Here is a 21,596-nt window from a genome sequence, read left to right as displayed (position 1 = left end):
TTGATGAACCTTACGCTTACCTCTCCAGCTTTCAATCATCAGGGAGAAATTCCCCCTGAATATACTTGTGATGATCAAGATATTTCCCCTGAGTTGTCCTGGTCAAACATCCCTGAGGGAACCCAGAGTTTGGCTTTAATCATCGATGATCCAGATGCGCCTGATCCTGCGGCACCAAAAATGACATGGGTCCATTGGGTGCTTTATAACATCCCCCCATCGGCGACAGGTCTTCCCCGGGGAGTGGCCTCAACAGAGCTGCCCGCTGGAACACAGGAAGGTCTGAATGACTGGAACCGCACCGGCTATGGTGGACCTTGCCCTCCCATAGGTCGACACCGTTATTTCCATAAACTTTATGCGTTAGATGTGGCGTTACCGGATCTGAAAAGGCCGACTAAAGAGGCCCTAGAGGAAGCGATGGTTGGCCACATACTCGCGGAGGCAGAGCTTATAGGTATCTATCAACGAACAAAGTAAGCGGTTGCTTTTTAAAATAGCTTCTAGGAGGGATACTCTTCATGAGTTTGGAGTCGCGCTTTATTGGATGTCTAGTAGGCAGTGCCATTGGAGATGCCATTGGAGAAATGGCTTTCTCCTTTCCTGAACGAGAAGCTTTGCTAAGTGCCCTCGGCGATGCCCCTGAGTTGTCCTATACCGATGATACAGCAATGGCTTTGGCCTTGGGAGAATCCCTGCTTATGGTTGGTGATGTGGATGAGCAGCATTTGGGAGAAACTTTTCGTCGTCATTACCGGCAGGAGCCTTGGCGTGGTTATGGACCAGGGCCGCCTACCATCTTTGCCGCGGTAGAGCAGGAAGGGTTTTCCTACCGGGAGGCAGCTCACTATTTATATGGTAATGGTTCCTTAGGCAATGGCGCGGCTATGCGAATCGCGCCGCTAGGGCTTTTCTTTTACCGCAGCGCTGATTTGGTGGAGAAAGCCCGTTTGAGTGCCACTGTCACCCATGTCCATCCAATAGGCATGGATGGTGCGGCTATCCAGACGTTAGCCATAGCGCGAGCCTTGTCTCTAGCTCCTGGGCAAGCCCCTGATTTTCCGATTTTTTTACAGCAGATAATGTTCCCTGGGCTGGTTCCAGAATTAAGAGAAAAATTAAAGATGGTGGAAGCTTTGCTGGCCCGGAAAGTATCTGCTCAGGAAGCAGCCCGCATCCTTGGGCGTAGCGTCCGGGTTGACGAATCCTTGCCTTTTGCTCTCTATGCTTTTTTGCGCTATCCCTGCCATTTTGAAGATTGTTTATGGTGTGCGATTCTAAATGGCGGCGACCGGGATACTTTAGGAACGATGGCAGGGGCAGTGTGTGGCGCCTTCCTTGGGGTGGAGGCTATCCCGGCCTATTGGCGGGGCAAGTTGGAAAATAGAGCCCTCCTGGAAAACCTGGCGCTAGATTTGTTGGCGCGATGTAGTGGCTGATGGAGTGGCTTTTTTCTGTTACCAGGGGCTGAATGACTCCCTTAGTGCTGGGCGAAGTAGCGTGCAAGATATTCTTGGAAGGACATATTGTCGGCTGCCTCAATAGCGTGTTGTTGTTGCCAAGATTCCTGGGCTAATTCAGTAAGATACTGATATTGGTCTTCCTTTAAGGGCAATTTTTTGAAATATTCAGCATGAATTGTGGACAAGCGCGTTGCAAAATCATTAAAAGGTTCTTGCCTGTGGGCCATCTCCGCTAGTATCCGGGCAGAAGGAGTCCTCTCTCCATGGGGAAGAACTTCCATTTGTTGTTCAAGGGCTTTGGTGTAAGGTCGGTGTGCTTCTCCTTGATCTAATAATTCACATATCCCTGCCATTTCATCGCAGATTTCGTGGGCCCAATGCAGGAGGAGCCGAGTTCGTCCATTTTGTTTCAGCTTAAGATGGGGGTCCCGTCCGCAGCATGCAGCAAGCTGCTGATTATGGTCAGCGGCTTGCTGTTGATCGGTATCCATAGGGGGACTTTCTTTAAGCAAGCACAGAATAAGTAAGGCTTCCAGGAAACGCAGTTGGGGTTCATTGACTCCTAAAGGATCGTAAGCGCTAACGTCCAAGGCTCTAACTTCTACGTATTGTACTCCTCGGCGTTGCAGGGCGAGGGTGGGTTTTTCTCCCGATTGGGTGATCTGCTTAGGACGTATGAAACTGTAATATTCGTTTTCAATTTGGAGGATATTGGTATTAAGTTGACGATATTTACCGTTGACTACCACGCCAATTTTTTCATAGGGGGGATAGGGCGTTTCAATGGCTTGCGTAAGGCCGTCAATATATTCCGAAAGGCTATTATAGGAAATACCCAGGTTGGCCTGATTTTTATTTTTATAGCCGATGTCGCTCATGCGCAACGAAGTCGCATAAGGCAAAAAATAGGTTCCCCGGTCGAACTTTGCAAACCCCGCTGGTCTTTCTTTTAGAAAAGATTTGCAAACTGCTGGAGAAGCGCCAAACAGATACGGAATTAACCAACCGAGACGCTGGAAATTACGAATCAGACAAAAGTAGCGATCATCAATGAATTCACGTAAAGGCCGAGTATCATTTTCTAGCTCTTGGAATACCGGCCAGAAGGTTTCAGGCAAGGAATAGTTAAAATGGACTCCGGCGATAGTTTGCATGATTCGTCCATAGCGGTGACCTAGTCCTTGTCGGTAAATATGCTTCATCTTCCCCACGTTAGAGCGACCATAGCGGGCAATAGGAACACTGTGGTCATCTCTCACAGCGCAGGGCATACTTGTCGCCCAGAGAATTTCCTGATCCAGGTGATGGTAGACAAATTGATGGATAAGGGATAAAAACGCTAAGGTTTCTTGTACCTCTGAATAGGGAGGTGTGATAAACTCCAATAAGGCCTCGGAATAATCGGTAGTGATATAGGGATGGGTGAGCGCAGACCCTAGTTTGCTTGGATGGGCAGTTTGGGCTAATTTCCCCTCAAGATTAATCCGTAGACTTTCTTTTTCTATGCCTTTTTTGCCCCCTTTAAGTAATCCTCCTGGGGAAGTGCTAATGAGCCGCTGCAGGCGGTATTGCAAGAGCTTATCCAAGGCTTGATTTTCCTTTTGGTTGACTGCTAGTTGAGATTAACAAAATGCTTGAAGCGGTAGTAAGGCTAGCCGCTAACGACTACAATTTGAATCTATTATTGATTTAACGGCGGAGCTTGGTGTGGATATGTGTTATCCACTTTCTGAAAGCAACAGCATATTGATACTGGTCTGACGCAACCATGGCTGAAGGTAAAATTTTGCATGCCACTTATGATGGGGTCCATGTGTTGCGCTTTTTGGGTGATGTGCGTTATCCCTTAAGTCCATCATTGGATCATTTTTTGCAAAATCTATTTGCCGAAGTGACGCCCCAGGGCTTTGTGATTGACTTAACGGAAACCCGAAGCATTGATAGCACCAACTTAGGGCTATTAGTCCGTATTGCCAAGTTCATGCAGCGATTTGGTAGGCCTAGGGTCACAATTATCTCCAACCGGAAGGAAATTAATGAAGTGCTGACTTGCCTGGGCTTTGATAAGGTCTTTAATATTGTTGAGCATGGCGATATCGAACCTCCTGAAGGGGAAGCATTAGCTGTAGAAGAAGTCGACAGCGCTGCTATGTCGGACACGCTTTTGAAAGCTCATCGGACACTGATGAGTCTCAATGAGCAGAACAAGGAGCAGTTCCGCGATGTGGTTGCGATACTGGAGCAAGAGCAGGCAGATAAATCCTCTGCTTCCCAGTGATGAGGGTAAGAATAGAAAGGATACACAGTAGATAATGGAAAATTCCGGTGAGATCTTGCTTAAAGCTGCCGCAGTAGATTAGCGATAAAAGGTCCCCAAGCCAGTAACAAGGCGAAGAACAAAAAGAATTCTAACCAGAGGATACGCCGGTAGCGGAGACGTTGGGCGCCTTCGGTATCGGTCATAAAGATACGGCTCATCATCATATCAAGGGGGAGGACAAATAGCATAATGACCGTCAGCGACGGGGCGACAGTCCCTACTATCGCGCCCCAGCCAGAGAAGCTAGCCTCGCTGGCAAAGGGAGCCATTCCAATGAGAATAAAAGTAAATAACGCCAGCGCAATGCGCATTGGCCCAACATATTTAATGAACTTCATGACCTGTTCTTTATCGCTAAGATGTAGATGTGTTTCGGAAAGCTGCTTTGATAATATCCCTTTTAAGAGGGAATACTATAATTCTTGGACAGGTTGACGCAAGGTCACAAACTCCTCGGCGGCAGTAGGATGAATTCCTAGGGTGTTGTCGAATACTGTTTTTGTTGCCCCTGCCTTGATAGCAATAGCAATGCCTTGGATAATTTCACCTGCATCGGGCCCTAACATGTGCGCCCCTACCACCCGATCAGTGGCTTTTTCCACGATAAGTTTTACCATCATGCGCTCATCTCTGCCGCTTAGGGTGTGTTTTAAGGGGCGAAAGGCAGAGCGATAAACGTTAATCTCACCACAGTGCTCCCGGGCCTGTTCTTCGGTGAGCCCGACCGTGGCCACATTCGGCTGGCTAAAAACACAGGCCGGGATATTGCCATAATCGAGTTGGGAATATTGGCCTCCGTAGAGGTTGCGGGCTAAAACCATTGCTTCCGCTAGGGCTACCGGGGTGAGATTAATCCGGTGAGTGACATCTCCGATCCCATAGATAGAAGGAATAGCGCTTTGGTAATCCCCATTGACGACGATGGCCCCGTTCCAACTAAGTTCTACACCCAACTCTTCTAGCCCTAGCCCCGCAGTATTTGGGGTGCGACCAGTGGCATACATGACAGTATCCACTTTGAGTGCTTCTCCATGATGAAGTTTAATGACAAACCCCTGTTGCTCCTTCTCTACAGCTTCCACTTCAGTATTGAAACGAAGTTTAATATTTCGTTTAGTCATTTCCTGGGCTAAACCCTCTCGTAGGTCTTCATCAAAACCACGAAGGAAGAGAGGACCACGATAGAGTAAGGTGGTATTGCTGCCTAGTCCATTAAAGATACTGGCAAATTCTACAGCGATATAGCCCCCGCCAACAATGGCAACCTGCCCTGGAAAGTTATCAAGGAAGAACGCCTCATTCGAGGTAATGACATGCTCCCGCCCGGGAAACTCAGGAATAGCGGGCCAACTGCCGGTAGCAATCAAAATGCGTTCTGCCGTATAACGTTGACCTTTGACAAGAACGGTATGGGGTGTTTCCAGGCAGGCGCGGCCATTGATGAGAGTGACCCCTGCTTTTCTTAATAAATTTTCATAAATTTGGTTGAGACGTTGAATTTCTGCATTCTTGTTTTGAATCAGTGTGGACCAATCGAACTGGTGTTGTCCCACCGTCCAGCCAAAACCTGCTGCGTCCTCAAAATCTTCGGAAAAATGAGCTCCGTAAAGGAGCAATTTTTTAGGGACGCAGCCCACATTGACACAGGTGCCACCTAGGTGCCGTTCCTCGGCGATAGCAACCCGGGCGCCAAAACTTGCCGACATGCGGGCGGCCCGCACCCCCCCGGAGCCAGCACCAATCACAAATAGATCAAAGTCGTAGGAGGTCATGATTGATATAGTGTTTTTCCTGTAACAGCTGGGTAAGGTTCTCAGCAGGGGCTGGGTAACTGATAAAATAACCTTGTACCCCATTAACGCCGATATTATCCAAAAACTCTAACTGCTCCTGTGTTTCTACACCTTCTGCCACTACCTTACGCCTCAAACTGTGCGCCATAGTGGTCACTGCTGTGGTGATGGCCGCATCATCTGGATCAATGCTAATATCCCGAACAAAGGAATGATCAATTTTAACAGTGTCTATGGGAAAGCGTTTCAGATAGGCCAGGGAAGAATACCCTGTTCCAAAATCATCCAATGATATTTGGCAGCCCATTTTTTTTAATGCATTGAGGGTTTCCAGGCTAGCATCCATATTGTCCATAATCATGCTTTCCGTCAGCTCTAGTTCCAGGCGATTGGGGAGAAGCTCCGTTTTTTTAAGGATATCAAGCATTCTTTCTAAAAAGTCAATTTGTTGGAATTGGCGAGCGGATAGATTAATGGCTATCCGTAAAGGATATGTATTTTCTTGATTCCATATTTTAGCTTGGGCGCAGGCTGTTTGTAATACCCATTCTCCGATAGGGATAATCAGTCCAGTTTCCTCCGCTAAAGGAATGAATTTATCGGGATGGATTAATCCTAATTCAGGATTAATCCATCGGATTAAGGCTTCCACTGAGACAATAGCGCCACTTTCCATATCCATAATGGGTTGATAATACAGCTGAAATTCCTCTTGGGCAATTGCCTTTCGGAGACGGTTCTCAAGGGCAAGATGCTCCGCGGCAGCAGCATTGATTTCAGGAGTAAAAAATTGATAGCTATTTTTACCTTTTTCTTTGGCACGATACATGGCCGCATCGGCATGCTGTAGGAGCATACCCGCATCATAACCATCCTCTGGATAAAGGCTAATCCCAATACTGGCAGAGACAAACAACTCCTTACCATTGATGTTGAACGGTTTCTCGCATGCATTAATAATTTTTCGAGCAATCAGAGGGATTACCGAAGTATCAGTAAAGCTTTCGATAATCACCGTAAATTCATCGCCTCCTAATCTGGCAATGGTATCTTCAGTACGAATATTCGCCTGCATGCGTTTGGCGACTTGTTTTAACAAAATATCACCAATGCGATGACCCAGGGTGTCGTTAATAAATTTAAAACGATCAAGATCGATAAATAAAACGGCAACCCGATGGTTACGACGATGGGCCTGACTAATGGCATGCTTAAGACGATCGAGAAATAAGGTGCGGTTAGGTAATCCTGTTAAAGTATCATGATGAGCTAGATAATAGAGTCGTTGTTCGGTCTGTTTGCGTATTGTGATATCGGAAAAAACGGCAACATAATGGGTAATTTCTTCCTTTGAATTTCTGACCGCACTGACTGTCATCCAAGCAGGGAAAGTCTCTCCATTTTGACGTTGACTCCATAGCTCGCCTTGCCATTGACCAGTGCTTTTAATGGAACGCCATATTTTTTGAAAAGAGATCGGCTCTTCTTGTTTGGTACGGAGGACACTGAGGTGTTGGCCAATGATTTCCCGCCTTACAACACCAGTGATGTGAGTAAAGGCTTTATTGACATCTAGAATGTAGGCTCTGGCGTCGGTAATAATGACTCCTTCAATAGTGCTTTCAAACACCTTAGCGGTAAGCCGGAGACGGCTTTCTGCATCTCTTCGGCGCTGGTCGTTATGGTAAGCATCAAGAATACTTCCACAGGTGGAAAGCAGAGGATCGAGATATTCAATTAATCGCTTATCATAGGGTTTATGACGATTAGCGACCCCGACGATGCCAAGCAGAGAGCCATGATGATAAAAGGGAAGACCCAGAAAGCGTTTTATTTGAGAATCACTACTCAGTACTCCACTTATTTGAGGATCGTTAGGGACATTATTAGCAATGACAGCTTTACCATTGGTAATGGCATCACAAAAAAGTGTCTTTAGCTTGGCAAGTTCTGCACCGCTTAGTGAACACGTCGCCTGGAGATAACATTGGCCATTATCGCAAGTGGTGTTGCCGATAGCCAGGGTTCTAAGGTAGGAGGTACCGGTTTTTTTATAACGAACTTCGCTGAGAAAGCCGAGCTGGCTTTCTGAAAGCGCAAGCGCCTCTTGCAGGACATTGCCAAATAGCACGGAAGGGTTTGCATCCTGGATAAAAAGCGATTGAATCCGACCAATCGCATCAAAAAGTTGATGGTGGGAGCGTTCCTTGGAGAGGAGACGTTCTAGTTGGTGTCGATTTTTTTCCTGATCTCGGGTGATACTCTCCCAACTAATGGCGGCACCAAAGATACTTGCTAAAGTTTTAAGAGCATTTTCCTCTGCTAGGGAAAATAGCCGCTCATGACGGGTATTATCAAAGCCAATAAAACCCCACCAGCCGTCCCGTACGAAAATGGGGACTACAGCAGTTGATTGGATGCCATGGCGCAGTAGAATTGCGCTTTCAGGAGAAGGAAAATCACGACTTCGACCATGGATCACGTGGTCTTTGCTAAGTAATGTTATCCAACGCTGGAATCCGCCTGCCTCATAGGAGAAATTTTGCAGCTCGGGGTTATTGATTTGGGGTTGGACTCCGGGGGCTGCCCATTCATAACGTTGACTAGTTAAGAGTTGACCCTCTTTGTCGCGGTGGTTTTCGAAAACAAAGGTTCGGCAGGCTCCTACGGTTTTACCTAGTCGCTCTAGAACATTGTGAATGTTTTTTTCCCAATGGGGAGAATATAAAAGTTGCTCGGCGGCATGCGCCATCATCTCTAGGAGCACATCATAGCGATGCGAAACCTCCACTTTTTTATTTATCATTGGGGTTTTAATTATTTTAAGCTGATTTTCGGGGATGGGAATAGGGGAGAGGGCTAAAAGGGCGAAGAATCTTTTCTAGCCACAGTATTTTCAAGATTATTCAAATGCTTGGTTAATAATAGAGCAAGCAACGTGAAAACCTTGTATCTAAACTGTCGTATAGTCATAATGTTATGATTTTAATATTAATTTATAGCAAAACAAGTACTTGCGCATATGGGGTTGACCTGGCCCCTGAGCTATTTTCTGCCTGTATCAACATACATTATAGAAATAGTAGGAATTTAATCATAGATTAAAGGCTGGTCAAAGAATTCTTGTTTTAGATGCCATTTTGGATGAATCTTCAAACTCGCTTTAACGAGATATCTTTATGGGTTGGTTAGAATTTGTTGCGGAGATTGTAAAGACAATTGCATGGCCGCTCGCCTTCATTGTGTTTGTAATTCTCTTTAAGCTGGAACTCTCCGAATTAATAGCCTCGCTGGTAAGGCGAGCACTGCACGCAAAGTGGGGAGATAAGCAACTGGACTTTGATGCAGTAGAAGTGAGGGAAAAAGCGATAGATGCTAGAAAAAAGGCCCAAAGTCTGCCAACACTTTCAAAAGAGGAAGTCGAGGAAGCGGTGAGTAGCCTGCTGCGGAAGGCACGAACAAGGCCCAAGACTGCATTGATCGATTCTTGGGAAAGTTTAAAGACATCAGCATCAGCGGCTACCGGAGGTAAGGGACCAGATCTTGATATTGGTATCGCTTTGAAGGATGCTGGAGTGATTGATGAAGAGCAGCTCAAGCTCTTTACGGATCTTAAAGAGGTAAAGGATAAAGTTAAATTTCTTCCGGAATATGCCTTAGACGCTGAGACTGCCGCCAACTATGCAGAAGCTTCCAGTAAACTTGAAAAATACATCTCAAAACGAACCTCTAGCCCTCATTGACTTTACCTTCAAAAAATAGGGATCAGCACCGAGTGCAAGGGGACAGTGAGGTTCCTTGTTAGTCCCGAACAGATCCAGAGGCGATGATATTCTTTAGGTGGACGAGAGAGATTTACGTAGTGCGCCAAAACGTTTGCGGTACTGGGCTGGAGTGAGGTTCACTTTGCGCCGAAACAGCCGACTGAAAAAGGCTGCGTCTTCATAACCTACCTCGTTAGCAATGTTTTCGATGGGCAGATCGCTCGCTTCGAGCATCTGCTTAGCTTCTTCAAGTCTCAGCGCGTGCACATATTCGAGCGGCGACATACCGGTTGCCTGTTGAAAGCGGCGTTTGAAGGTGCGTTCGGCAAGGCCGGACAGTCGCACCATCGCGTTGACGGGATTGTGCTCCTGGTAGTGTTCAGCGATCCAGATCTGACAATGGGCGATGACCGCGTCCTCCACTTGTCGCGTACGGGCAAGGCGGGCAAAGGGCTGCTGGCCGATGTTATGCCAGTCAATAAGGTTCACACGGGCGACCTGCATGGCGGGCTCTAGACCCACGGTGCGGGCGATGAGATAGAGCGCTAGATCTAGCCAGGAGGTGCCGCCCCCCGCCATAACCAAGCGCTGGCCTTCACCGGAGACCACGAGGGCGCGTTGGGGATGCACCTTGGTTTTCGGGAAACGATGGCGCATCACGTCGCACCAGGCCCAATGGGTGGTGGCTTCGCAGCCATCCAACAGTCCTGCCTCGGCAAACAGCATCGCCCCTGAGCAGGCCGAGGCGAGTACGGCACCTTCCGCGTAACGCTGTTTGAGCCAGCTGATCTCCTCATGATAACGGCTGGCAAGGGAGGCGCCTGGTGGTAGGTTGACTTCCGGCACGCAGATGAGCGCATTCTCCGGGCACTGGGCCATTGTGGTATGGGGCGCCATATGCACCCCATTGCCCGCAGCGAAGGGTTCCTGTTGCTTGGCAACCAGTAGCGGTCGAATTAGTTCTGGGCTAGGGCGGCCCTCCGTGACGATACTCCAATCCCGCCCAGCCGATAGGAACAAGTCGTACATGCCGTAAACCACCGAGCCAGTAGTCTCGGGGAATACCAGGATTGCGATGTTGACGGGCGCCGTAGACATGGCCGATCTGTCCGGTTTTTTGCACAAACGGCTTTAGTGAAGAGAGCAGACTGGGAGTAACTTTTTGTACGTCATTTTAAATGATTGTAGCTGAGATAGGCATCCTAACAGATAAGCCCAGCCATGGCGACGCCCAACTCACCTGGCAATCTGGAAGCTAATCATGAACACGCAACACCAAGGAGTATATGATGAGACAATACCGTAATCGATTGCCGCAACTCCGGGACGATCTGTTCATTACCGATGGCGGCCTCGAAACTACGTTGATCTTTCACGAGGGCATTGCCCTGCCTTATTTTGCCGCTTTCCATCTCCTTAAGGACGATACCGGGTTTGATACGTTGTTTCACTATTTTACCCGCTATGTCAAAATCGCGCGCCGGTGGGGATTTGGCATTGTGCTGGAGGCTCCCACTTGGCGCGCAAATCCAGACTGGGGGGCGAAGCTGGGTTACGATGCCGTAACTCTCGCCGACGCTAATCGTAAGGCCATCGGCCTGTTGCTCGAGATCCGCGCGGCTTATGAGACATTGGAGACGCCGATAGTTATCAGTGGCAATCTGGGTCCACGGGGTGATGGCTATCGCGCTGATTCCCAAATGAGTATAGACGTAGCATGGGAGTACCATAGGCCACAGATCGAGACCTTTGCACAGACCGATGCCGACATGGTTTCGGCGTTGACCCTGAACTATGTGGAGGAAGCAATTGGTATCGTCCAGGCGGCTCGGGATGCCGCTATGCCGGTGGCAATTTCCTTCACAGTGGAGACTGATGGACACCTGCCTTCTGGCGACCGACTGGCTGAAGCCATCCAACGCACCGAGCAGGAAACTAACGGCTATGTTGCCTATTACCTGATTAACTGCGCCCATCCCACGCACTTCGAACAGGCATTGCAGGAAGATGGCCACTGGCGCAAGCGCATTCGTGGCCTGCGCGCTAACGCCTCCAAACGCAGCCATGCAGAACTGGATGAAAGCGCAGATCTGGATATCGGCAATCCCCAGAAACTGGGCGAACAGTACCGTAGGCTACGTGATTTGCTGCCGTGCTTGACTGTGCTCGGTGGTTGCTGCGGCACCGATCACCGGCATGTGGAAGCCATCTGCGATGCCTGCCATGCCCATGTTGAAATCTCCTTGTAGAGAGATTGCCACCCAATTGGGAATAATAGCTGCTTGGAACTGCGGCTCAATCCCATTGCAGAGAGGAGGGTGGAAGATACGATTTCGTAAGGGCATGGCACTGATTCGGATAGCGCTGTGGGGGAGAGCAAGCCCCTGATAAGGGGGCAAACCAGCTCTCCCCCCAGAAATATTTTATGCCAGATCACAGTCTAGGACAGGGTTCAACCAAGCCTCTGTGGAACATCAGCTTGAGTGCTTTGTTGTCGCAGCAAGTGGGTAACACACTTATAGGCGTAGGCATGGGCCTGGGGGGCTTTGCTAAGCCGGGGGCCGGCCACGTTTTTGTGTTGATGAATAGAGTTTGCCACTAGTCTAAGCTTTAATCGGGTGTTTGGGATTGCATCGGGGTAAGTATACTGCAAAGGGCTTACCCAATAGCTCCCTTTTACGCATAGAGGTTGCAGATGAAAAAAATAAATTACATAAAAATAGGTACTTTGATATTGACCCTGTCCGGTGTGGGATGTGCCACCAACGGGGGAAGTGGAAATGTCGTGGGTTCTGTGGATAGCGGCTTAGCAACGGTTGAGCAAACAGCGCGAAGCGGAAGGCAAGCGATTGAAACAGGGACGACTGCCGCTAATAATATGGGAACCAGCCAAACGGGTTTGACGGATATTTTGATGAATCAATTAGGCGTTTCTCAGCGGCAAGCTTTAGGGGGTGCCGGCGCCATTTTTCAAGCGGCGAAAACTAATATGGACCCCCAAGCGTTCACAACGTTGTCTCAATCGGTACCAGGGATGAATGAGATGCTGAGCGTAGCGCCTAATATGTCTAATGTGACCGGTAGTATTTCCTCCATGATGGGAGATGCGAACAATGCACTGGGAAGCATGGCTTCATTGGCTGCTTCTTTTAAACAATTGAATCTTTCTCCCGATATGGTTGGCCAATTTATTCCTGTAGTAACGACTTATGTGAGGAATACGAGCGGGCAAGCGATGGCTAATTTATTACAGTCGGCTTTAAGGGCACCTTGAGTCTCGATAATTACCCTGCAAATGAGCAGGCAGGGGGAAATAGATGGCTATTTCCCCCCTAACAATAAGCCTCCTATTGATCTCAGTGCCTCAAATGCTTAACTGGTGAGTTTCCAGTGAACAGCCTTGGTCGCGGTAGTCACGATAACGCTGTCGTCCGGCATGGCGATTGTTCTCATCCTGGTCGATAATTTCCGCCACCCGCGGAAAATGAGAAAAAAACTGAGGGACTTCCCTGCAGAGATTAATCAAGAGTTCCATCCCGGCTCCCGGTTCGCCTTCATAGCCAATGAGCACCGGGGTTTCGGCCGCTCCCTCGGTATCCATCAGGGCATGAGGGACAAAACTACCTTGGCGGAAAGTCCATAGGAGATCGTCCATTTTTTGTGCTTGGCTCTGATCTTCCACCTGGATATGGACCCGATGGCCGAGTCGGTAGGCCTTTTCCGTTAATTTACAGGCAAATCGCTCCCGAATTTGAGGCTGATGACTCGTGAGCAAATAGAAATCGACCTTGGTCATGGGTTATGAGTTATTATAAACTCTTTGTTTCCTCGGCGCGCTGAATTAGGTATTGGGTGAGCAGGGGCACGGGGCGCCCGGTGGCTCCTTTCTCCTTACCGCTGAGCCAGGCAGTGCCGGCAATGTCCAAGTGGGTCCAGGAAAACTCTTCCGTAAAGCGCGCCAGGAAACAAGCGCCGGTAATGGTACCGGCTTCCCGCCCGCCAATGTTGGCCATGTCCGCAAAATTGCTGTCCAGTTGCTGCTGGTACTCTTCCCATAGGGGGAGTTGCCAAGCCCGGTCACCGCTGATTTGTCCGGCGGCAAGTAAGCTCTCCGCCAGGGTTTGATCATTACTTAACAGGCCACTGGCTTGGGCGCCTAAGGCGATCACACAGGCCCCTGTCAGGGTCGCCACATCAATGACCACTTCTGGACTGTAGCGTTTGCTGTAGGTGAGGGCATCACAAAGAATCAATCGACCTTCCGCATCCGTATTCAGAACCTCAATGGTTTGGCCCGATAAGCTGGTGATGACGTCTCCTGGTTTGTTGGCGGCGCCATCAGGGAGATTCTCAGAACTGGGCACGACGGCAACCACATTGAGGGGCAATTCCAATTCGGCGCAAGCTTTCATGGTTCCGAGAACACCTGCCCCACCGCACATGTCGTACTTCATTTCATCCATGCGCTCAGCAGGTTTGATTGAAATGCCGCCGGAATCGAAAGTCAGCCCTTTCCCCACCAGGACGATGGGTTTTTGTTTGTTGGAAGCCCCTTTATACTCCAGGGTGATGAGTTTAGGTGGTTGCCGGCTGCCCCGGGCCACAGCAAGCAGCGCCCCCATCCCCAATTTTTCCATGTCCTCCTGCTCCAGGATTTTTACCTTTAGGGATTTATATTCCTTGGCTAACTTGCGGGCCTCATCGGCCAAGTAGGTGGGCGTGCAAATGTTTCCAGGTAGGTTGCCCAGATTTCGAGCTAGACTCACTCCTTTGGCTATGGCCTGGCCCCAGCAAGTTCCCTGTTCTGCCGCCGGCTGTTGGGAGCGTTGCTCTAGCAGCAGGGTGAGCTTCTTGAGAGGCTGTGGGGGCGGTTCTTTTTTGCTTTTGGTTTGGTCATAGCGATAGGAGGCCTGTTCAGCGGCCTCTACCAGGAGTCGCGCCCGCTGGGCGATATCCTCATCCTCCTTGACCTTAAGATCCAGCAGGCAGGCCACTGCATCGGTAGTGCCGCACTCTTGTAATACCTTAACGGCACTCGACCAGTTCTGGCGCAGATGTTTAGCCTCCAGCTTGTCTTTCTGGCCACACCCCATCAGTAGGACTCGCTCGGCTTTGACTCCTGGAAGAGCAAAGAGCAGGAGGGTTTGTCCTTTTTTACCGGAAAAATCGCCTTGCTTGATGAGCTTAGACAAGTAACCTTCACTAGCTTTGTCAATTCGTTGGGCGGAAGGGGACAGTTTCCCGCCCTCGTAGATGCCCACCACAAGGGCACCGGTGCGTTGTTTTTCCGGGGTGCCGCTGGCGACGGTGTAATTCATAGCTGCTCCTGAAGAGGGATTATCGTTGGTGTTTTATCTTCACAAAATAAAAGCTAAAAATGGTAAGACATTTTAAAGGAATTGACGACCAATAGTTCAATAATGGGGGATTCGATTTTATGATAATAATAGTTCTGTTGCCAACAGGATATTCCCTTTCATGGGCTGCCATTATCAAGGCTGAAGGAGTTACTCCTTAATCTACGGATTTTCTCAGATGACGTTCCGCTCACTCGCGCTACATCCCAAGCTTTTGCGATACCCTTTAAAATGTAATTTTTTTGTATCCTTCGTGCCCTTGTGGTGATCTCGTAATTTATCCGGATAGATAATGGAAGGGATGTTCAAATTTCGTATTGTGGATCGTTACATTCTCAAGGAATTGAGCCTCAATGTGACGGCGGTCACTCTAGTTTTGTTGCTTATCTTCGGCGGGATTCGCTTCATCCGTTTTTTAGGCCAGGCAACGGAAGGGAAGGTTCCAGGGGAGACCATTTTAGCGCTTTCCGCGTACGAGGCCATAGGGGCTTTGGTATTGCTGCTGCCGTTAGCCGCTTTCCTGGCGGTGATTCTAGTATTAGGCCGGATGGCTAATGACAGTGAAATTGTTGTCTTATTTGCCTGCGGTATAAGTCGGGGCCATTTGCTGCGGGTGGTGTTGACTTTTGGATTAGTGCTGGCCATAGGTGTAGGTTGCATTTCTTTGTATCTCGGGCCGCTAGCCTCGGCAGAGGGCTACCGTCTCAAGCAACAGGCCATACTTGCCGCTGAGACCAGTGGTTTGGTGGCTGGCAATTTTAAGAAAATCAAGGGGGGACAATGGGTATTTTATGCCGAGAGCTTAACAGAAGATCGGTTGGGAATGAGAAACGTCTTTATCCAGGTACGAGAACCTACTCAGAAAATCCTTTTCCGGGCTGCAAGAGGCCGCCTTCAAACAGATGGGAGCACCGGTGACAAACACTTGATACTGGAGGAAGGTTACCGCTACGACCTGGCCGGTGATGGCGTGGGGGTACGGATCTCTCGCTTTGAGCGCCATGGTATTCTGGTAAAGAAGGGGGGAGCGCAAGAATTCCGCATTCGTCATCAAACCCTTCCCACTTTGACCCTCTGGGAAATGGGGGCTCCCAAGGATATTGCAGAAGTGCAGTGGCGGGTTTCCATGCCTATTGCGACCCTCCTGTTAGTAATATTGGCGGCCCCCCTCGCGCGCTTAGGCCCCCGGCAAGGGCGCTATGCAGGGTTGGTGCCCGCCGTCTTGGTGTATGTGATTTATAGCAACATGCTCGGGATATCCCGTAACTGGGTGGAGCATGAAGTCATCCCTGCCTCTCTTGGGCTATGGTGGGTCCATGGGCAGATGCTCTTGGTGGTGTTGATATTGCTCTGGCCTCAGCCTTTGTGGCGGCTGTTACACCAACTGCGCCGGTTCCTTGCCTGGATGAGGCGATGAAAATTTTAGACCGTTATGTGGCCAAAGCGGTGATCAGCTATACCTTGCTGGTTCTGCTAGTATTAATTGCGCTTTATACCTTTGTGGAGTTTATCACTGAGCTGGAGGAAGTGGGGGAAGGGGATTACGGGGTCTTGGATGCACTGCGGTATACTGCCTATTCCATCCCTCAATATATTTATGATTTATTGCCCGTGGCTGCCTTACTAGGGAGTGTATTGGGGTTGGGTTCCTTGGCCGGTCAAAGTGAGTTGGTGGCCATGCGAGCCGCCGGTTTCTCCGTGAGTCGTATTACCCGTTCCGCCTTAGCAACGGGCATGATCTTTGTGGTAGTGACGGTTCTCATGGGGGAAGTTTTGGCACCGCCCGCAAAGCAAGCGGCCAATACACTTCGCTCTCTGGCTAAAACGGGTCGTTTGAGTGACCAAGCAGAGCGAGGTTTCTGGACCAGAAATGAGAACAATTTTAACCGCATCGGCCGAGTTCTGCCCAATGGGCAATACCAAGACATTGAAATCTTTGAATTTGATGAACAACATCGCCTTCGGATCGTCAGCCAAGCTGCCCGCGCCACCTATCATGAGGATGGTTGGCACTTGAGCGATATTACCCAGCGGATTATCAGTAGCAAGGGCATCACCACCCGCAGATTGTCCGAGGCCCTTTGGGAGTCAGGCTTGAGCCCGGAAATGTTGGATGTGGTCCTTGTGGACCCCCAGCAACTTTCTGCTTGGGGGTTATACCGCTACATCGAGTATTTGCAGGAGAATAAACAAGCCACGGAACAATACCAACTGGCCTTTTGGAGTAAGGTATTTGCTCCTTTCAATACCTTAATCATGATGTTTTTAGCCATTCCTTTTATCTTTGGTCCGCTGCGCTCGGTTAGCATGGGGCAGCGAATCTTAGTCGGTGCCTTGGTGGGAATTGGTTTTTTTCTTTTTAATCGCCTTTTTAATCAGTTAGGATTGGTCTTTGAGTTTCCCTCCTGGGTAAGTGCGGCTTTTCCCTCGCTCCTGTTCCTTGGTTTGGGTATGGTTATGATGCGCCGGATTTATTGAGGAATCTCTGATGAATTCCATCAGAGATTCTTGAGTTTTTTGGGCATCAGGACGAGTTCGGTTTCTGAAAAGCGGTCGTGCCAGGTCTTGCTTTCTTTGTCGATGAGCGCCCACCAAAAGCCTGCGCCAAGAGGAAGCCACGAAACTAAAGCGAATCCGAAGCGAAGCAGCGCTTGGCGCCAGGTGATGGTTTGGCCATTGAGTTGTTGGACTTTGATGCGCCAGGCACGCATTCCCAGCGTTTGTCCGCCATGGGTCCAAAAGCCTCCAAAAAAAGCTATAGCTATTAGTAGGAGATAAAAGCGATAGATGGCGTTGCCTGCGGGAATGGCTTGGCCAGCGGTGAGCGGCAAGGTAAAAATAGTCAGTAAAAACCAGGTGGCCATAAGTAATAAGCTGTCGTAGAAAATGGCTCCTAAGCGACGGAGTAACCCTGGTGTAGACGGTAAGTGATGGCTGGTGGCTTTCATGTGGGTGAAGTATCATGCCTATTGATTTAAGGAAAACGTATAGTAAAGATGTTGCAGTTACGTGGCCAGTCGGCTTTATCTTCTTTTCGGCTTAAAAGATTGCTTGCCAGATTACAAGGGGTGGTGGCGGAAGTGGCCTCCGTGGAGGCGGATAATTTTTATTTCGTGGATTTAAGTCAATCCCTTACCCCGGAAGAATCCCGTTCCTTAGCCCATCTCTTGGAAGCTGAATATTTTACCTCCAGGCAGATTCCTGAGGACAATTTATTATTAGTGGTGCCTCGTCCTGGCACCATTTCTCCCTGGTCAAGCAAGGCGACCGATATTGCTCATCTCTGTGGTCTGAAAAAGATTAAGCGGGTGGAACGCGGCGTGGGCTATTGGGTCCGCAAGCGCAATGGTGATTCTTTTTCGGCCGCCGAGCGCCAGCGTCTTTTGCCCTGGGTTTATGACCGGATGACAGAAAAAACTTTCGAGCGTCTAGAGGAAGCGGAGGCTCTCTTTTACCACCAGGAACCGACTCCCTTAACCACAGTAGATATCTTAGGCGGGGGGCAAGTAGCCTTGGAGCTGGCCAATAGCCAAATGGGGCTGGCTTTGGCGGAGGACGAAATCAGCTACTTGGTAGAGAATTTCCTGGCCTTGGGCCGTAATCCCACGGATGTGGAATTGATGATGTTTGCCCAGGCCAACTCCGAGCATTGCCGTCATAAGATCTTCAATGCTAGCTGGATCATTGATGGCGCGGCTCAAGACCGCAGTTTGTTTGCCATGATCCGTCATACTTACGAAAGTCACCCGGCGGGTATTTTGTCTGCTTATCGGGATAATGCGGCGGTCATTGCGGGTCCTCGGGTGGCTCATTTCATGACCGGGGTCGGGGGTGATCCGGGTTATGATTATTGGGAAGATGAACGCCACCTACTGATGAAGGTGGAAACCCATAATCATCCCACTGCCATTTCTCCCTTTCCAGGAGCAGCGACTGGGGCGGGGGGAGAGATCCGAGATGAAGGGGCTACCGGACGGGGAGGGAAACCCAAAGCCGGGTTAGTTGGATTTAGCGTTTCTAACCTGCGGATTCCGGGATTTGAGCAGCCTTGGGAACAGGATCATGGCAAACCCGGACGGATAGCCTCGGCCTTGGAGATCATGGTGGAGGGGCCGATTGGTGCCGCTGCTTTCAACAATGAATTTGGACGGCCTAATTTGTGCGGCTATTTCCGCACTTATGAAGCCCGGGTGCCGGGGCCTAGGGGTGGGGAGTTGCGGGGTTACCATAAGCCCATCATGATTGCGGGAGGTCTGGGCAATATCCGCCCTGGTCAGGTTAAAAAGACCTTTTTAGCACCAAGAACACCGCTATTGGTGATCGGCGGCCCTGCCATGCTCATTGGTTTAGGAGGAGGAGCTGCTTCTAGTGTGGCCTCAGGGGAGAGTGAGGAGGCGCTAGATTTTGCCTCGGTGCAGCGGGGTAATCCGGAGATGCAGCGGCGCTGCCAAGAGGTCATTGACCGTTGTATCGCCTTGGGGGAGGGTAGCCCCATCCTTTCTATTCATGATGTGGGCGCGGGGGGGCTTTCTAATGCCCTACCCGAGCTGGTCCACGATAGCGGCTGCGGTGGCCGGTTTGAGTTGCGGGTCATTCCCAGCGACGAGCCAGGACTTTCCCCCATGGAGATCTGGTCCAATGAGGCCCAGGAACGCTACGTGTTGGCCGTTGCTCCCCAGCGATTGTCGCTCTTCCAAGCCCTCTGCGAGCGGGAGCGCTGTCCCTGGGCAGTGGTGGGGGAAGCCGCGGAGGAGGGGCAGCTGATCGTCGGGGACGGCTATTTCGATAACCTGCCTGTGGACATCTCCATGGAACTCCTCTTTGGCAAACCGCCAAAGCTACTCAAGGAGGTCCATCATCAGCCTTTTCATAAACCGGATTTGGACTGTAAGGGGATGACTCTGCCTCAGGCCGCCGAGCGGGTATTGGGTTTGCCGGCAGTGGCCAGTAAGAATTTTTTGATTACCATTGGGGATCGCTCTATTACGGGGCTGGTTGCCCGTGACCAGATGGTCGGTCCATGGCAGGTCCCGGTGGCCGACTGTGCCGTAACTTTTTCTGGCTATCGTTCCTATGAGGGCGAGGCCATGGCCATGGGAGAACGCCCACCCTTGGCGCTCATCCACCCGGTGGCTTCCGGACGCATGGCGGTGGGAGAGGCGATTACCAATATTGCCAGTGCCCCTATTCAATCCCTGGGGGAGGTGAAACTGTCGGCGAATTGGATGGCTGCTTGTGGTCATCCCGGTGAAGATGCGGCTTTATTTGATACGGTCAAGGCCGTGGCCATGGAACTTTGCCCCCGGCTGGGGATCGCCATCCCGGTGGGGAAGGATTCTCTGTCCATGAAGACCGTCTGGCAGGAAGGGGACGAAGAGCGGGTGATGACGGCTCCCCTTTCTTTGATCGTCAGCGCCTTTGCCCCCGTGCTGGATGTTCGCCGCTCCTTGACTCCTCAGCTGCGCACCGATGTAGGTGAGACCATCTTGATTTTGATCGACCTGGGAAAAGGCAAAAATCGCCTGGGGGGAACGGCTTTAGCTCAGGTTTATCAGCAGCTGGGCCACTACCCTCCCGATTTGGATGACCCGGAGGCCTTGGTTCGTTTTTTCACGGCGATTCAAGGGTTGAATGCCGACGGCCTCTTACTGGCCTATCATGATCGTTCCGATGGGGGATTGTGGGTGACTCTTTGCGAGATGGCTTTTGCGGGCCATTGCGGAATCCAGGTGCATTTAGATGCCTTGGGCGCCGATCCCCTCGCCGCCTTGTTTAACGAAGAGCTGGGGGCGGTAATTCAGATCCGGCGTCAAGACCAGGAACAAGTTTTGGCCTGCTTCCAAAAAGCTGGATTAGGCCGCTACTGCCATGCCCTTGGGGGGGTGGACTCCCAAGATCAGATCCGGGTCTTGTTTCAGGGTCAGGAACTGTTGGCGGAAAGCCGAACCGACTATCAACGGCTGTGGTCAGAGACCAGCTATCGGCTGCAGTCGTTGCGGGACAATCCTGAGTGTGCCCAGCAGGAATTTGAAGCCTTGCTGGATAAGGCCGATCCCGGCCTTAATTCCTCCTTAACCTTTGACCCTGCGGAAGATATTGCTGCCCCTTATATTGCCATTGGGGTCCGTCCTCCGGTGGCGATTTTGAGAGAGCAGGGGGTGAATGGTCAAGTGGAAATGGCCGCGGCCTTTGAACGGGCTGGTTTTGCCGCCGTGGATGTCCACATGAGCGATATTTTAGCGGGACGGGTGAGTTTGGCTGAGGTCAAGGGCTTAGTGGCCTGTGGCGGTTTTTCCTATGGGGATGTGCTGGGGGCAGGGCGCGGCTGGGCGAGCACGGTGCTGATGAACCCCCGTGCCCGGGATGAGTTTGCCGACTTTTTTGCTCGCCAGGACAGTTTTGCCCTTGGGGTGTGTAATGGTTGCCAGATGTTTTCCCACTTAAGGGAACTGATTCCTGGAACTACTTTGTGGCCAAAGTTTTTGCGCAATCAATCGGAGCAGTTTGAAGCCCGCTTGGTGACAGTGGAAGTGCTAGAGTCCCCTTCTTTGTTCTGGCAAGGAATGGCAGGTTCCCGTCTTCCTATTACGGTGGCTCATGGGGAAGGACGGGCTTATTTTGGGGAGACCGGCACGGCCGAAGAAGCCTTCACTGCCCGCATTGCAGGATTGCGTTTTGTTGACAATTATGGCCAACTTACTGAGCGCTATCCTGCCAATCCCAATGGTTCGCCGGGGGGAATGACCGGCCTGACGAGTGAGGATGGGCGCTTTACCATCATGATGCCCCATCCCGAGCGGGTTTTCCTGAGCGTGCAGTATTCCTGGCATCCCTTAGCATGGGGGGAGGAAGGCCCCTGGTTGCGAATGTTCCGAAATGCCCGCCGGTGGGTAGGTTAA

The 21,596-nt window shown here is 50.4% G+C and carries 17 protein-coding genes; 9 read left to right on the top strand and 8 right to left on the bottom strand.

What is annotated here, in order from left to right; genetic code table 11:
• Window positions 1–3: 3 nt before the first annotated feature.
• The gene (locus E3U44_RS14095; RefSeq protein ID WP_134358772.1) at window positions 4–480 is read left to right on the top strand and encodes a YbhB/YbcL family Raf kinase inhibitor-like protein; all 477 of its coding nucleotides are present in this window, start codon (window positions 4–6) and stop codon (window positions 478–480) included.
• 41 nt (window positions 481–521) lie between these two features.
• Window positions 522–1,439, top strand: coding sequence for an ADP-ribosylglycohydrolase family protein (locus tag E3U44_RS14090; protein WP_134358771.1), 918 nt, complete (start codon window positions 522–524; stop codon window positions 1,437–1,439).
• Window positions 1,440–1,480: 41 nt separating this feature from the next.
• Here the strand turns inward: E3U44_RS14090 and gshA are convergent, their stop codons facing one another.
• Entirely contained in the window at window positions 1,481–3,049 is a 1,569-nt protein-coding gene (gene gshA / locus E3U44_RS14085; protein ID WP_134358770.1) for a glutamate--cysteine ligase, read from the bottom strand.
• 182 nt (window positions 3,050–3,231) lie between these two features.
• Here gshA and E3U44_RS14080 point away from each other — a divergent pair, with 182 nt between their 5' ends.
• Window positions 3,232–3,741, top strand: a complete 510-nt coding sequence (locus E3U44_RS14080) for an STAS domain-containing protein (protein WP_134358769.1) — start codon at window positions 3,232–3,234, stop codon at window positions 3,739–3,741.
• Window positions 3,742–3,800: 59 nt separating this feature from the next.
• Here the strand turns inward: E3U44_RS14080 and E3U44_RS14075 are convergent, their stop codons facing one another.
• The 3 genes from E3U44_RS14075 to E3U44_RS14065 form a co-directional block, all read right to left on the bottom strand.
• The gene (locus tag E3U44_RS14075) at window positions 3,801–4,121 is read right to left on the bottom strand and encodes a hypothetical protein (RefSeq protein WP_134358768.1); all 321 of its coding nucleotides are present in this window, start codon (window positions 4,119–4,121) and stop codon (window positions 3,801–3,803) included.
• A 75-nt stretch (window positions 4,122–4,196) separates the two neighbouring features.
• Complete coding sequence (gor, locus tag E3U44_RS14070) at window positions 4,197–5,555, bottom strand: glutathione-disulfide reductase (RefSeq protein ID WP_134358767.1); 1,359 nt, start codon at window positions 5,553–5,555, stop codon at window positions 4,197–4,199.
• Window positions 5,536–8,382 carry a bifunctional diguanylate cyclase/phosphodiesterase gene (locus E3U44_RS14065; RefSeq protein ID WP_134358766.1) on the bottom strand — a complete coding sequence of 949 codons (2,847 nt, stop codon included), beginning with the start codon at window positions 8,380–8,382 and terminating at the stop codon, window positions 5,536–5,538. Before E3U44_RS14065 ends, gor begins: the two co-directional genes overlap by 20 nt.
• Window positions 8,383–8,755: 373 nt before the next feature.
• Between E3U44_RS14065 and E3U44_RS14060 the strand changes: the two genes are divergently transcribed.
• On the top strand, window positions 8,756–9,319 hold the full coding sequence (locus E3U44_RS14060; RefSeq protein WP_134358765.1) for a hypothetical protein: 564 nt from the start codon (window positions 8,756–8,758) through the stop codon (window positions 9,317–9,319).
• Window positions 9,320–9,412: 93 nt separating this feature from the next.
• On the opposite strand, the gene E3U44_RS14055 is transcribed toward E3U44_RS14060, so the two are convergent.
• Complete coding sequence (locus E3U44_RS14055; protein WP_134358764.1) at window positions 9,413–10,438, bottom strand: GlxA family transcriptional regulator; 1,026 nt, start codon at window positions 10,436–10,438, stop codon at window positions 9,413–9,415.
• A gap of 188 nt (window positions 10,439–10,626) precedes the next feature.
• Here E3U44_RS14055 and E3U44_RS14050 point away from each other — a divergent pair, with 188 nt between their 5' ends.
• The gene (locus E3U44_RS14050) at window positions 10,627–11,589 is read left to right on the top strand and encodes a homocysteine S-methyltransferase family protein (RefSeq protein WP_240761512.1); all 963 of its coding nucleotides are present in this window, start codon (window positions 10,627–10,629) and stop codon (window positions 11,587–11,589) included.
• Between the two features lie 446 nt (window positions 11,590–12,035).
• Entirely contained in the window at window positions 12,036–12,614 is a 579-nt protein-coding gene (locus tag E3U44_RS14045) for a DUF2780 domain-containing protein (RefSeq protein ID WP_134358763.1), read from the top strand.
• 90 nt (window positions 12,615–12,704) lie between these two features.
• On the opposite strand, the gene E3U44_RS14040 is transcribed toward E3U44_RS14045, so the two are convergent.
• Complete coding sequence (locus E3U44_RS14040) at window positions 12,705–13,136, bottom strand: DNA polymerase III subunit chi (RefSeq protein WP_134358762.1); 432 nt, start codon at window positions 13,134–13,136, stop codon at window positions 12,705–12,707.
• A gap of 13 nt (window positions 13,137–13,149) precedes the next feature.
• The gene (locus tag E3U44_RS14035) at window positions 13,150–14,658 is read right to left on the bottom strand and encodes a leucyl aminopeptidase (protein WP_134358761.1); all 1,509 of its coding nucleotides are present in this window, start codon (window positions 14,656–14,658) and stop codon (window positions 13,150–13,152) included.
• A 340-nt stretch (window positions 14,659–14,998) separates the two neighbouring features.
• On the opposite strand from E3U44_RS14035, the gene lptF reads away from it, so the two are divergent.
• Both lptF and lptG read left to right on the top strand, forming a co-directional pair.
• Window positions 14,999–16,114 carry an LPS export ABC transporter permease LptF gene (gene lptF / locus E3U44_RS14030; protein WP_134358760.1) on the top strand — a complete coding sequence of 372 codons (1,116 nt, stop codon included), beginning with the start codon at window positions 14,999–15,001 and terminating at the stop codon, window positions 16,112–16,114.
• Window positions 16,111–17,175: an LPS export ABC transporter permease LptG gene (lptG, locus tag E3U44_RS14025; protein WP_134358759.1), complete on the top strand. Its 1,065-nt coding sequence runs from the start codon at window positions 16,111–16,113 to the stop codon at window positions 17,173–17,175. Before lptF ends, lptG begins: the two co-directional genes overlap by 4 nt.
• Before the next feature lie 20 nt (window positions 17,176–17,195).
• On the opposite strand, the gene E3U44_RS14020 is transcribed toward lptG, so the two are convergent.
• Window positions 17,196–17,645, bottom strand: coding sequence for an RDD family protein (locus E3U44_RS14020; RefSeq protein ID WP_134358758.1), 450 nt, complete (start codon window positions 17,643–17,645; stop codon window positions 17,196–17,198).
• A gap of 48 nt (window positions 17,646–17,693) precedes the next feature.
• Here E3U44_RS14020 and purL point away from each other — a divergent pair, with 48 nt between their 5' ends.
• Window positions 17,694–21,596, top strand: a complete 3,903-nt coding sequence (gene purL, locus E3U44_RS14015) for a phosphoribosylformylglycinamidine synthase (protein ID WP_134358757.1) — start codon at window positions 17,694–17,696, stop codon at window positions 21,594–21,596.

Source organism: Nitrosococcus wardiae, from assembly GCF_004421105.1.
GTDB lineage: Bacteria > Pseudomonadota > Gammaproteobacteria > Nitrosococcales > Nitrosococcaceae > Nitrosococcus > Nitrosococcus wardiae.
The sequence above is the reverse complement of the archived record's forward strand: the minus strand, read 5'-3'. Positions and strand labels throughout refer to the sequence as shown.

Excerpts from the sequence above, each read along its gene's own strand:
- gor (WP_134358767.1), bottom strand. The coding sequence starts at position 5,555 with ATGACCTCCTACGACTTTGATCTATTTGTGATTGGTGCTGGCTCCGGG.
- lptF (WP_134358760.1), top strand. The coding sequence starts at position 14,999 with ATGTTCAAATTTCGTATTGTGGATCGTTACATTCTCAAGGAATTGAGC.
- lptG (WP_134358759.1), top strand. The coding sequence starts at position 16,111 with ATGAAAATTTTAGACCGTTATGTGGCCAAAGCGGTGATCAGCTATACC.
- E3U44_RS14055 (WP_134358764.1), bottom strand. The coding sequence starts at position 10,438 with ATGTCTACGGCGCCCGTCAACATCGCAATCCTGGTATTCCCCGAGACT.
- E3U44_RS14060 (WP_134358765.1), top strand. The coding sequence starts at position 8,756 with ATGGGTTGGTTAGAATTTGTTGCGGAGATTGTAAAGACAATTGCATGG.
- E3U44_RS14080 (WP_134358769.1), top strand. The coding sequence starts at position 3,232 with ATGGCTGAAGGTAAAATTTTGCATGCCACTTATGATGGGGTCCATGTG.
- E3U44_RS14095 (WP_134358772.1), top strand. The coding sequence starts at position 4 with ATGAACCTTACGCTTACCTCTCCAGCTTTCAATCATCAGGGAGAAATT.
- E3U44_RS14020 (WP_134358758.1), bottom strand. The coding sequence starts at position 17,645 with ATGAAAGCCACCAGCCATCACTTACCGTCTACACCAGGGTTACTCCGT.
- E3U44_RS14065 (WP_134358766.1), bottom strand. The coding sequence starts at position 8,382 with ATGATAAATAAAAAAGTGGAGGTTTCGCATCGCTATGATGTGCTCCTA.
- E3U44_RS14050 (WP_240761512.1), top strand. The coding sequence starts at position 10,627 with ATGATGAGACAATACCGTAATCGATTGCCGCAACTCCGGGACGATCTG.
- E3U44_RS14075 (WP_134358768.1), bottom strand. The coding sequence starts at position 4,121 with ATGAAGTTCATTAAATATGTTGGGCCAATGCGCATTGCGCTGGCGTTA.
- E3U44_RS14090 (WP_134358771.1), top strand. The coding sequence starts at position 522 with ATGAGTTTGGAGTCGCGCTTTATTGGATGTCTAGTAGGCAGTGCCATT.
- purL (WP_134358757.1), top strand. The coding sequence starts at position 17,694 with ATGTTGCAGTTACGTGGCCAGTCGGCTTTATCTTCTTTTCGGCTTAAA.
- E3U44_RS14040 (WP_134358762.1), bottom strand. The coding sequence starts at position 13,136 with ATGACCAAGGTCGATTTCTATTTGCTCACGAGTCATCAGCCTCAAATT.
- E3U44_RS14045 (WP_134358763.1), top strand. The coding sequence starts at position 12,036 with ATGAAAAAAATAAATTACATAAAAATAGGTACTTTGATATTGACCCTG.
- E3U44_RS14035 (WP_134358761.1), bottom strand. The coding sequence starts at position 14,658 with ATGAATTACACCGTCGCCAGCGGCACCCCGGAAAAACAACGCACCGGT.